Here is a 12458-nt window from a genome sequence, read left to right on the forward strand (position 1 = left end):
ACTTCTCACTTCTCACTTCTCACTTCTCACTTCTCACTTCTCACTTCCCCAAATTTTATCCACACTCCAGGCTTCCGGTTTTTCATTGAACAAAATTTTGGTTTTTGCCCATACATTTTTAAATAAATCTGAATGCCGGTAATTTTCCAAAGCAGCTTCGTCTTTCCAATAACTATACGTGAAAAACTGGTTGGAATTGTCTTTTCCACGATATAATTCCAAAAATTCGCAACCTTCAAAACCACGAATTCTGAGTTTATTTTCTTCAAAATTGTTAAGGAAAGTTTTAATATTTTCAGGAGCAAAGCCCATTTTTACAATTCTTACCAGCATTATTCAAATTTTATAGTGATGGTATCCAAAAGGTCCAGTCCAAATAGGGTAGAGGCACTGCCCACGGTATGGGGGTTGCTTTTGTAAATAGCCAGTTCTATATATCCTGCGGAATTGAAAATTGCAAGTTTTTTGCCATCTTCTTCTCCTCGTTTATCTTTTTCAACCTCAAAATTAATAGCGTCACTGTAGGTTTCAAAAATTTCAGGAAAATTTACCATTCTTGCACTCATTACAAATTCCCTGCCTTTCCCAACATTTTCAAAAAGTTTACGGGAAATATTGGTCACCACATTTCCGTAGTTATCAATATAAAGCACATGGCCAATAATTTGGTTTTTTTCTGAATTTACCAGCGGCTCAAACTGTTTAAGATATTTGATTTCACTAATATTTTTACCAATTACTTCCAGGGTACCGCCGCGGGCAAGATGGCAGGCAACTTTTACAAAAACGTCCAGTACAGGAAAATTGGTTTCTACCCTGTCGTGAATATTGATCTCCACAATTTTTTCGGGTTTAATTTCTGAAGCGAGCAAGGAAAGAATCCCGTTATTGGCACAAATAAAATAATGTTCGTCCAGGTAAACAGCAAGATGTTTATTTTCCGGGGTTAATTCTGAATCTATTCCTATAATATGAATGCTGCCTTTTGGAAAGCTCTTGTAGGCATTTTTTATAATGTATGCTGCCTCGCTGATATGAAAAGGAGAAACAGAATGCGAGATATCAACAATTTTAACTTCATCTAATTCGCTGTGAATAGCTCCTTTAACCGCTCCTGCAAAATAATCTTTCTCTCCAAAATCGGTAGTTAAAGTGATGATGGCCATAAATGATTGTTGATATATTTTTTAAGTTCTAACGGGTTTTTTTGCCTAAGTTTGTATAGTAGGCGAAGATAATTTTATTTTGAGAAATCAGTTGGAAATTGACCAAAAATAAAACATCTTTAACAAGTAAAAACCTGTGAAAAAATCAACTTTGGCATAACCCGATGATAATCAAAAAAACAGGAATTTATTTTGAAAATAAGAGTACTTCATATTAACATAAAACAATAGCCTTTTGAACGAACTTGTAATAGAACTTTCGGAAATTAATCCCCGCGAATTTTTTGGTCAGCAAAACGAGCATATAGAACTTCTTAAGAAGTATTTCCCCAAGTTAAAAATTGTTGCAAGAGGCAGTAAAATAAAGGTTTTTGGAGATGAAGAAATGCTTGAGGAATTTGACAGGCGTTTCACCATGCTTATGGACCATTTTGGAAAGTTCAATAAACTTGATGAAAATGCCATAGAGCGTGTGCTTACCAGTAATAGCCGAGAAGATTACCATACCTCTGAAGCCAGTGGGGAAGTACTTGTGCATGGGGTTAGTGGAAAACTGATACGTGCACAAACCGCCAACCAGCGAAAGCTGGTGGAGCTTACCCGAAAAAATGATATGGTCTTTGCCATTGGCCCTGCGGGTACTGGTAAAACCTATACCGGGGTGGCACTTGCGGTTAAAGCATTAAAGGAAAAACAGGTAAAAAGGATTATCCTTACCCGCCCCGCAGTGGAGGCAGGGGAAAACCTTGGTTTTCTTCCAGGAGACCTAAAAGAAAAGCTGGACCCATATATGCAGCCGCTGTATGATGGCTTGCGGGATATGATTCCACATGAAAAGCTGGAAACCTTTATTGAGAAAGGAATTATTCAAATTGCACCCCTGGCGTTTATGCGGGGGAGAACTTTAGACAATGCTTTTGTGATTTTAGATGAAGCGCAAAATACCACTCATGCCCAAATGAAAATGTTCCTGACACGGATGGGTAAAAATGCCAAATTCATGATTACCGGCGATCCCGGGCAGATAGATTTACCGCGAAGGGTAATTTCCGGATTAAAAGAGGCTTTGTTGGTGCTAAAAGATGTAAAAGGAATTGGAATGATTTACCTGGATGATAAAGATGTGATAAGGCACCGATTAGTGAAAAAAGTAATTGCTGCTTACAAAGAAATTGAACATACCGAGTAGAATGAATTAAAGTTATCTGGAAAAATCTTCCAATATCAGCTTTAAAATTGGTGAAAAATAATTTTTCCGGCTTTCCATAAAAAATCAAGTTATTAACTTAAGAACTGCAAGAATTTTTATTGATGAACAATACCATTACAGAAACAAATTTCAATTTTCCCGGTCAGCAATCGGTTTATAAGGGTAAAGTGCGGGATGTATATGCGCTTGAAGATAGCCGCCTGGTGATGATTGCCAGTGACAGGCTTTCGGCTTTTGATGTGGTAATGCCAAAAGGAATTCCTTACAAAGGCCAGATCCTTAACCAGATTGCCACAAAGATGATGAATGATACTGAGGACCTTGTACCCAATTGGCTTGAAGCGACCCCGGATCCCAACGTGGCCGTTGGGAGAAAATGTGAACCTTTTAAGGTAGAAATGGTGATTCGCGGCTATCTTTCCGGTCACGCGGCAAGGGAATACAAAGCGGGAAAAAGACAATTGTGTGGTGTTGCCATGCCCGAAGGAATGAAGGAAAATGACAAATTTCCTTCTCCTGTAATTACCCCCGCAACCAAGGCCGAGCAGGGGGATCATGATGAAGATATTTCCCGCGAAGATATTCTGAAAAGAGGTATTGTTTCTGAAGAAGACTATATTACTCTTGAAGATTACACCAGAAAATTATTTAAAAGAGGTTCTGAAATTGCTGCGGAAAGAGGATTGATTTTAGTGGATACCAAATATGAATTTGGCAAAACCGAAGATGGAAAAATTGTCCTGATTGACGAGATCCACACGCCAGATTCTTCACGTTATTTTTACAAAGAAGGTTACGAAGAGCGGCAGGAAAAGGGAGAACCGCAAAAGCAGCTTTCCAAAGAATTTGTAAGGCAATGGCTAATACAGAATAACTTTCAGGGATTGGAAGGACAAAAAGTGCCGGAAATGAGTGATGAGTATATTGCTTCAGTTTCAGAAAGATACATTGAGCTTTATGAAAAAATTACCGGAGAGGAATTTAAGAAGGCCGATGTTTCAAACATTCAGCAACGGATAGAGCAAAACGTGCTGGAGTATTTAAAATAACAAATATTAAAACCATAATTATTTACAAAGCGATGTGGAATTCCATGTCGCTTTTATATGTTTTGGCCTGGTATAAAACATAAAATTATACTGGAATTTTAATGAAATTTCAATAGATTTATGTGCGTTATTATGAATTCGGTAAAAAGCCGGTTTTCGGGCTTTGTTTTCTTCCGAAGCAGTTATTAATTCAAACCAACTTTTCTTAAATATTATGAGTAATTACAGCATTAAAAATTTAGAAGAATATTTCCAGGTATATAGAAAATCTGTACGTGAACCCGAGAATTTTTGGGAGGAAGTAGCTGAAGAGCATTTTACCTGGAGAAAAAAATGGGATAATGTGCTGAGTTGGGATTTTACTAAACCTGAAATAAAATGGTTTGAAAATGCGAAATTAAATATTACTGAAAATTGTATTGACAGGCACCTGCTTACTCACGGGGATAAAACCGCGATTATTTGGGAACCTAATGATCCAAAAGAAGATGCATTACATATTTCGTACAAAGAGCTTCATGAAAGGGTAAATAAATTTGCCAATGTTTTAAAACAAAATGGAATAGAAAAAGGAGACCGGGTTTGTATCTACCTGCCCATGATTCCTGAGCTTTCTGTGGCCATGCTCGCATGCGCTAAAATTGGAGCCATTCATTCTGTTGTTTTTGCCGGTTTTTCAGCAAGCGCACTGGCCACAAGAACTAATGATGCCGACTGTAAAATGCTCATAACTTCTGACGGTTCTTTCCGTGGGGAAAAAACCATCGATCTTAAAGGGATTGTAGACAAGGCTTTGGAGGATTGCCCAAATGTAGAAACCGTTCTTGTTGCAAAACGAATTGGTTCTGATATTAATATGAAAGAAGGCCGGGACAAATGGCTGCAGCCTTTGTTGGAGGAGGCTTCAGAAGAATGTGAGCCGGAAATAATGGATGCCGAAGACCCGCTTTTTATTCTCTATACTTCAGGCTCAACCGGTACTCCAAAGGGAATGCTGCATACCACCGCGGGATATATGGTTTACACCGCATATACATTCAAAAACATCTTTCAGTATAAAGAAAATGATGTGTACTGGTGTACTGCGGATATTGGGTGGATTACAGGACACTCCTATATATTATATGGACCCCTGGCCAACGGGGCAACTACGGTAATGTTTGAAGGTATTCCTTCTTATCCTGATTATGGTCGTTTTTGGGAGGTGGTCGAAAAGCATAAGGTCAATCAGTTCTACACGGCTCCTACTGCCATAAGATCGCTTGCAAAGAGAAAGCTTGAATTTGTAGAAAAGTATGACCTTTCGTCCTTAAAGGTTTTAGGTTCTGTAGGAGAACCTATTAATGAAGAAGCCTGGCACTGGTACAATGATAATATAGGGAAGAAGAAAAGCCCTATAGTAGATACCTGGTGGCAAACGGAAACAGGTGGAATAATGATTTCTCCAATTCCTTATGTTACCCCTTCCAAACCTACTTACGCTACTTTACCTTTTCCCGGGATTCAACCTGCACTAATGGATGCGGAAGGAAAAGAATTAAAAGGCAATCAGGTAGACGGGCGTTTATGTATAAAATTTCCCTGGCCTTCTATGGCACGGACTATTTATGGAAATCACCAGCGGTATAAAGACACCTATTTTTCAGCTTATGAAAATAAATATTTTACGGGGGACGGGGCAATGCGCGATGAAGTTGGTTACTACAGGATTACCGGGAGAGTGGATGATGTGATTATTGTTTCGGGCCACAATCTTGGAACCGCGCCAATTGAAGATGCCATAAATGAACATCCCGCGGTGGCAGAATCTGCCATTGTTGGATTTCCACATGAAGTAAAAGGAAATGCCTTATACGGTTTTGTTATTCTGAAGGAAACAGGGGAATCACGAAACCAGGATAATTTACGAAAAGAGATCAATCAGCAGATCGCTGATAAAATTGGGCCAATAGCCAAGCCTGAAAAAATACAATTTGTAAGCGGACTTCCAAAAACCCGAAGCGGTAAGATTATGAGGCGGATCCTGAGAAAGATAGCATCTAACGATACTTCAAATTTAGGCGATACTTCAACATTATTAAACCCTGAGGTGGTGGATGAAATAATATCTAACTCCTTTTAATGCTTCATAATTTTGTATAATAGTATTAGAACCAATTTTTGAATTATGAAAAAAGTCCTTTTAGCATTTATCTTCCTTATGCCAGCTGTATTTTTAGCCCAGGTTACTATTCCCTTTTCCAGTGACAGAGGAATGGTAGTGTTTACCAGAGAAAAGGAACCAGAAAATTATACAGGTTCTCCTTATATGGAAGAAGATTTTCAAAGAGGAATTATACATGATGAGCAGGGTAGGACCATGGGGGCTCTAATGCGATACAACGCTATTGAAGATGTAGTGCTGATAAAACTTCAGGAGCAGGATGAAGAGTCCTATGTACTTCCCAAGAAAACAAATATTACTTATGAACTTCCGGGGTATACCTACTTTATCGATAATATTCAAACAGATAATGGAAATAAGGAATCTTTTTTTGCCCGTTACTACAAAGGTGAAAAATCTGACTTTATTGGCGTTCCAAAATTAGATATCATTCCTGCCCAGAAGGCTAAAACCGGTTATGATAAAGACAGGCCTACAGATATTGATGTAGAAATGGTGTATTATATTGCATTAGATAATAACTTCTACCGGGAAACAAGGCTAAAAGAAAAGGATCTCAAAAAGTTCTTCACCTCTTCGGCAATGGAGGAATATTTTAAAAGCCATAAAATTAAAGATGTTAAAGACGTTATTGAAATGTTGAAATATTACGAATCTACTGCATCTTAACTTTAGAATAAATAGTTTTCGCAAATTGCAGCGTGTTTTTATGCTTACTTAATTTTAACAAGACCGGCAGGAGTTAATTTTTCCTTTTGTTTTAGACGGCCAAGGATTTTTAGGAAAGCAATGGCGGTTATAAAAGCATCACCCGCTGCTGTGTGCCTGTCAGTCACATCAATGGTATAGGCCTCGGCAATATCATCCAGGGAATACCTTTTGTTCCTGTCTATCAGGTTCGACAGGATTTTTGTACGGCGGTAAAGCACTTCCGTATCCAGTACCTTGTTTTTTAGTTTTGGCACTTCAAGACGTTTCAATGCCCTGTTGATCATGGTAATGTCAAAACTGGCGTGATGGGCGACCAATATGGAATTTTCGATATATTTCAAAAATTGCTTAACAGCTTCTTCTTCGGTTAAGGTTGAGATTTTTTCATTTCTGATTATTCCATGAATCTTTACACTTTCCGGGTCAAACCTTTCCTGCTTGATATAGACTTCAAAATTATCGCCCATATCAATTTTATTATTGCATACACTCACGGCACCAATGCACAACATTCGGTCATTGTCATAACTAAAGCCGGTAGTTTCAGTATCCAGCACCACAAAGCGTACGTCTGAAATTTCTTCAGGTAATTTTTCTTCAAAATTTTTTAAATACGCCTTCCAGAACTCAGGTGAATTTTCAGGATCTTCTTTCCTCTTCTTAAGCCAATCAAAAATCATAAATACGGGGAGATTTCAAATTTGATTTTAATAAGATCCTGTACTTCTTTTATGCTCTTAAAACATCTTTTCAGCTTTATTTTTTCTTCTTTGGTTAGGTCTCCCAGGTTTATAAATCTGCCGCTGTCTTTATTTTTAATCCCATGCCTGGTCCTGAATTTTAGCAATGCTTTTGAAGAATAGGAGCAGTTTAGATACAGCTCCTTATTTTGTGGTTCCAACTGGGCTAATTTCTCAAAACGTTCAGCAGTATTACTAATATTTTTCACATTGTATGAAAGACTTAATACCCTCCCGGCGTCTGTAAGTGGGGTAATGGCTCTTTTCTTAATGTTAAAGAAATCCCTGTTTTCACCATCCCGCTCTACCAGGAACTGCCGGAAAAAACCCAGTGGGGTAGGATTTCTAAGCGCGCTTGACGCCAAAATGTTCAGGAATTTTTTATAATCTGCTATTTCCTGATAAATATGATCTGCCAGCCCGTTGGAAAGCCTTACATCGCCGTATGAAATATCATAATCAAAAAAAATCGAACATAGCAATATTTCATCTGCTCCTGGTTCTACAATCCAATCGGAAAACTTTGCTTTCCATTCAGAATAACTCAGGCAATATTTTGGATTTCTGGCCATCATCTCAGCAGGGCAAAATTCATAACCAATAATTCCAAGCCTTTTTGTGACCTTTTTTGCGAGTTGAAGAAAATATTCCCGCGTATCTTCAAGTTTATCTTCAGGAACATCATCAAAAATAAGCGCATTATCCTGGTCTGTATGCAATAACTGTTCTTTCCTGCCCTGGCTTCCAAGGGAAAGCCACGCAAATTGCACCGGGGGAGGAGTATTCATTTTCTGAATACAGCGGGTTATAATACGTTTTATTGTGGCATCATTTAATTCAAAAATAATTTTGGAAATGTGCGTAAGAGGTATGTTTTGATTCAGGTATCCCTTGAGCAGGAGCATTATTTTGTTTCGTATTTTTTTCAATTTTTTTGTGCTGCCGGCCCGGTTAATCGCCTTCATAAGTACAGAAGGATTGTTGCCCTGGGAAACCATAATATCATGTTCAGAAACAATACCTTTAACTTTCGTATTTGGCGTACCGTCTTTTGTGATACAAATATGGTTGATGTTATGCTTCATCATGGTAAGCTGCGCCTGGGCGATGGTAAGCTGTTTCGAGTAGCAAATAACCGGGGAGGTCATAATTTCTTCAACTGGAGTGTCTATGCCTAGTTTACCGGTGGCCACCGTTTTTCTAAAATCCACATCGGTCACAATTCCCAGCGGCAATTCATCTTTTACTATGACTATTGAACCAATTCTTTTTTTACTCATTAGTTCAGCCGCATTCCTGATGGTGGTTCCCGGGCCTGTGGTAATTATTTTTTTCACTACAGGAACAGACTGCAGTTCAAACATATTATCTGCCTGCAATTCTTCAGGAGTGTCTGAAATCAGTTTACCTTTATGTTCTGTGGAATAAGGATTTCTTGTATTGGAAGCGAAACTCTCCAGTAAAAAATTCCCAACCTTAATATTAGCTTCAGCAATAGGCTTAAAAACAGAAATAGGAACAGCATAAAGAATAGTTTCCTCTTCAGTTTCTGCATTAATGAGGTAATTTTCTTTGGCAAAAAGCGGCCTCAGCCCAAAAATATCCCCTTCATCACATTTGTCTATGGTTTCGCTTTCTCCGTTTTCTTTTACACGCTGGAGGTCTACCGCTCCTTTATTAACAATATAAAACTGCTCATGCCCCTTTTCGCCCTTGCTGAAAACGGATTTGTTTTTTTCAAAGTAAACTACCCTGACTTCCTTTGAAATATTCAATAGCTGAATTTCATCGATAAGGGAAAAAGGAGGGAAATCTTTTAAAAAATCTGCTATTCTTGCTGCAATGGTGTTCTTCATGAAGCTAATTTATTGAAAAAGCTTTGAAGAATATATAAATGATAAAATCGAAAGTGAAGGAAGGTGCTTTCTAAATTTCAATTTCATAATCTTCGATCATCTTAAGAATTACTTTTTCGGTACTAGAAAGGCTGGTGTAATTCTTTTGATCGTCTTCTTTTACTTTTTTGAAGTAGGGAACAATATTACCAGATTCGTAATCTTCCACTATTTTTGGATGTACGTAATAACTCCTGCAAACAGAACGGGTGTTGCCAAGGCCCGAAGCCGCCGCATCGTAAGCAGTGATAATATTTTTCTTGTTTTCTTTTTCTTCAGGCGCGTAGCCTATTTCTTTTAAAGTTTCAAAAAAGATTTTGGTGGCAGACCATGTTCTGAAGTCTTTTGCTGAGAACATGTCGCCGCTTAGCTCGTGGATATAATCATTTATCATCCCGCTGTCAATGGCTTGTTTGTGTCCGTTTTCATCATAAAACTTGAAAAGTTCCCAGCCTGGAATTTCTTCACACTGGTTTATCAACTTTATGAGTTGCTTATCTTTTACGCTGATGGAGTGTTCTTTGCCTTTTTTTCCTACAAATTCAAACTTTACTTCATGTTTATAGGTTTTCACATGCCGGGTACGAAACGTGGAAAGGCCGTAGGTTTTGTTATTTTTAGCATAATAATCATTGCCAATTCTTATATGCGTTTCTTCCATAAGCCTTATGATGAGTGCCAGAATTTTACGCCTGGACATTTCTGGCAGGTCAAGATCTTCATCAATCTGTTTTCTTATTTTGGGAAGTTTCCTGCCAAAAGCAGCCATTTTAAAAAACTTGGTCTGGTTCCTGATTTTTGACCAAAGTGGGTGATAGATATATTGTTTCCGCTGTTTATCATCCCGGCCCACCACCTGCAGATGTCCATTCTCTAAATGGGTAATTCTCACATTTGTCCATGCTGGTGGAATCACCAGTTTTTTTAATCTCTCGAGAGTTTCTTTATCTGAAATTTTTTCTTCCTTCATATAATAGGCAAATCCCCGACCCACCTTTTTTCTTTTAATAGAAAGGTGATGTTCTGCCACGTACTTTAAATTAGCCATTTTCATGGCTTCAATGGGATTTTTTATCAGGGTATCTACTTCTTCAGGAGAAAGCGTCATTTGGTTTTTTATACAATATAAACTGAAAACCGTGCGGCCGCTGATAAAATATTGTGAAAGTTGAATTAATAAAAACAAAAACTCCCTTCCATTAATACGGAAAGGAGCCTGGTAATTTTCAGAAGAATAGTTTATGGTTTATTCAAAATAACTGAAGGTTTCTCCTTCTTTTATCTTCAACACGCTTTCATAAATTAAATTAATAACACCTTCAACATCGTTTTTGTGGACCATTTCCACCGTGGTATGCATGTACCGCAAAGGCAGTGAGATAAGGGCAGAGGCCACCCCGCCATTGCTGTAGGCAAAAGCATCGGTATCTGTTCCTGTAAAACGGGAATTGGCCATTCTCTGGAAAGGAATGCTTTTTTCTTCGGCGGTTTCTATTAATAGCTCCCTTAATTTATTCTGAACAGCCGGCGCGTAAGATATTACCGGCCCGTCCCCGATTTTTGTGAGTCCGTTGGTTTTCTTTTCGATCATAGGGGTAGTGGTATCGTGTGTAACATCGGTAACAATAGCCACATTGGGTTTGATTCTTTGGGTAATCATTTCAGCGCCACGAAGTCCAATTTCTTCCTGTACACTATTGGTGACATACAAACCAAAAGGCAATTTCTTCTTGTTCTCTTTCAGAAGGCGTGCAACCTGCGCTACCATAAACCCGCCAATACGGTTATCGAGGGCGCGGCAAACAAATTTATCTTCATTAAGCACAAAAAATTCGTCAGGATAGGTAATTACACAACCCACATGTACTCCCAGTTTTTCCACTTCTTCCTTTGTTGAACAACCAACATCTATGCAGATATTGTCCATTTTAGGCGACTGTTCTTTTTCCTTGTCGCGGGTGTGAATGGCGGGCCAGCCAAAAACTCCTTTTACGATTCCATTTTTGGTGTGGATATTTACTCTTTTGGAAGCAGCGATTTGATGATCACTTCCACCATTCCTAATTACATAAATCAGCCCATCGTCGGTAATATAATTAACGTACCACGAAATTTCATCGGCATGCCCTTCAATTACCACCTTAAATTCGGCTTCAGGATTTATTACCCCAACAGCAGTTCCATACGTGTCGGTAATAAATTCATCTACATAAGGCTCCAGGTAATTCATCCAGATGCGCTGCCCTTCAGATTCATATCCCGTGGGAGCGGCATTATTTAAATATTTTTCAAGAAAATCGAGCGATTCTTTATCCAGTATTTTTTCAGATTTCATAAAAATTAAATTTCCACGAATTTAATAAGAATAAAGCGCTTTGCAATTGTAGATTGATTAATTTTGGAATGGTTTTAGCAGAAAGCCTTGTGAAATTTTACCTTTAAAGAGTGAGATATTTTCTATTCATATTAGTGTTTTTCGCGATTGCGCCATCTAACGCTCAGCAGCAGGTTGAAAATGATTCCGTCCAGCCAACTTATATGATTATTGAAGGAGACACGGTGCCTCGTATGAGCATAGACCTTGATGAAGTGGTTTTGCTGAAAAAGTTGAAATTTAAAGATAATGCTGAAAGAAGGCGTTACCTTATATTAAGGAGAAAAACCAGAAAAGTATATCCTTATGCAAAACTGGCTTCTGAAAGGCTTGTGGAGCTAAATAGTCGTTTAGAGGAAATCGAATCCAAACGCGCCCGAAAAAGATATACTAAAATTGTCCAGGATTATATCGAAGACCAGTTTTCTGAAGAGCTGAAGAAGTTAACCCATACGGAAGGCCAGATTTTAGTAAAACTAATCCATAGGCAAACGGGAACCACCGCTTTTAATCTTATTAAGAACCTGAAGAGCGGCTGGCGGGCTTTTTGGTACAATACTACGGCCAGCTTATTCGAAATTTCCCTAAAGGAAGAATACCACCCGGAATCCAATCAGGAAGATTATTTAATTGAAGACATTTTGCAGCGGTCTTTCCAGTCCAATATATTGGAGCCACAGGCCACCGCGTTGGATTTTAAATATATAGAGCTCACTGATAAGTGGAGCGACGGGAAGAAAAACAGCTGATTTTTTAGAAATTATTTCTGAAATAAAATTCTTTTGTTTACCTTGGGAAGGTTGTAAAAAAATTGAGAGACAGATTCTTTTCTGTTTATAAGAATTTCACCAAAAAAATAAAAATTTAGAACCTCTGATTTTCAGGTTTTTGATAATCGGAAAATAATTTTTTATATTTTATCTTATAAATCGTCTTGTGTAATTAAAAAACGGGTGTATATTTGCAGCCGCTTAAGCAAAAGGCTAAGGCAACAATGGCGTCATTCCCCTTTGGGGGTTTTGGGGCCGGGAAGTTCATTGAGAGTAGGAGAATGCGCAGGAAAACTTAGAAAAAGAGGTTTAAAAATTTCTTTAAAAAATAGTTGCGGGGAAAGAAAAAAGCGTTGTATATTTGCACTCGCTTTTGGAG

Annotated in this window: 11 protein-coding genes; 5 read left to right on the forward strand and 6 right to left on the reverse strand. The window is 38.2% G+C overall.

The genetic code is table 11. The features are described from left to right. Positions 1-33: 33 nt before the first annotated feature. Together RM553_RS18735 and RM553_RS18740 are read right to left on the reverse strand one after the other, a co-directional pair. Positions 34-333 (reverse strand): putative quinol monooxygenase, encoded by a 300-nt coding sequence (locus RM553_RS18735; protein ID WP_311536496.1) that lies wholly within the window; start codon positions 331-333, stop codon positions 34-36. Then, entirely contained in the window at positions 333-1166 is an 834-nt protein-coding gene (locus RM553_RS18740; protein ID WP_311536497.1) for an SAM hydrolase/SAM-dependent halogenase family protein, read from the reverse strand. The genes RM553_RS18735 and RM553_RS18740 overlap by 1 nt, the downstream gene beginning before the upstream one ends. Positions 1167-1401: 235 nt before the next feature. Between RM553_RS18740 and RM553_RS18745 the strand changes: the two genes are divergently transcribed. From RM553_RS18745 to RM553_RS18760, 4 genes are all read left to right on the forward strand, one after another. Then, positions 1402-2355: a PhoH family protein gene (locus tag RM553_RS18745; protein WP_311536498.1), complete on the forward strand. Its 954-nt coding sequence runs from the start codon at positions 1402-1404 to the stop codon at positions 2353-2355. A 122-nt stretch (positions 2356-2477) separates the two neighbouring features. Then, positions 2478-3425, forward strand: coding sequence for a phosphoribosylaminoimidazolesuccinocarboxamide synthase (locus RM553_RS18750; RefSeq protein WP_311536499.1), 948 nt, complete (start codon positions 2478-2480; stop codon positions 3423-3425). Between the two features lie 214 nt (positions 3426-3639). Further along, on the forward strand, positions 3640-5547 hold the full coding sequence (acs, locus tag RM553_RS18755) for an acetate--CoA ligase (RefSeq protein ID WP_311536500.1): 1908 nt from the start codon (positions 3640-3642) through the stop codon (positions 5545-5547). 45 nt (positions 5548-5592) lie between these two features. Next, positions 5593-6258 (forward strand): hypothetical protein, encoded by a 666-nt coding sequence (locus RM553_RS18760; protein WP_311536501.1) that lies wholly within the window; start codon positions 5593-5595, stop codon positions 6256-6258. A 44-nt stretch (positions 6259-6302) separates the two neighbouring features. Here RM553_RS18760 and RM553_RS18765 read toward each other — a convergent pair whose 3' ends face one another. The 4 genes from RM553_RS18765 to RM553_RS18780 all read right to left on the reverse strand — a co-directional run bounded on the left by RM553_RS18765 (position 6303) and on the right by RM553_RS18780 (position 11270). Beyond that, positions 6303-6980, reverse strand: a complete 678-nt coding sequence (locus RM553_RS18765) for a 3'-5' exonuclease (RefSeq protein ID WP_311536502.1) — start codon at positions 6978-6980, stop codon at positions 6303-6305. After that, on the reverse strand, positions 6977-8896 hold the full coding sequence (locus RM553_RS18770) for a DUF294 nucleotidyltransferase-like domain-containing protein (protein WP_311536503.1): 1920 nt from the start codon (positions 8894-8896) through the stop codon (positions 6977-6979). The genes RM553_RS18765 and RM553_RS18770 overlap by 4 nt, the downstream gene beginning before the upstream one ends. Positions 8897-8966: 70 nt before the next feature. Continuing rightward, on the reverse strand, positions 8967-10043 hold the full coding sequence (locus RM553_RS18775; RefSeq protein ID WP_311536504.1) for a DNA topoisomerase IB: 1077 nt from the start codon (positions 10041-10043) through the stop codon (positions 8967-8969). A gap of 138 nt (positions 10044-10181) precedes the next feature. After that, on the reverse strand, positions 10182-11270 hold the full coding sequence (locus RM553_RS18780) for a M42 family metallopeptidase (RefSeq protein ID WP_311536505.1): 1089 nt from the start codon (positions 11268-11270) through the stop codon (positions 10182-10184). A 110-nt stretch (positions 11271-11380) separates the two neighbouring features. Between RM553_RS18780 and RM553_RS18785 the strand changes: the two genes are divergently transcribed. Further along, a complete protein-coding gene (locus tag RM553_RS18785; RefSeq protein WP_432271479.1) occupies positions 11381-12058 on the forward strand; it encodes a DUF4294 domain-containing protein in 678 nt (225 codons plus the stop codon). Positions 12059-12458 lie beyond the last annotated feature (400 nt).

The sequence above is a fragment of the Autumnicola tepida genome, from assembly GCF_031846485.1.
Taxonomy (GTDB): domain Bacteria; phylum Bacteroidota; class Bacteroidia; order Flavobacteriales; family Flavobacteriaceae; genus Autumnicola; species Autumnicola tepida.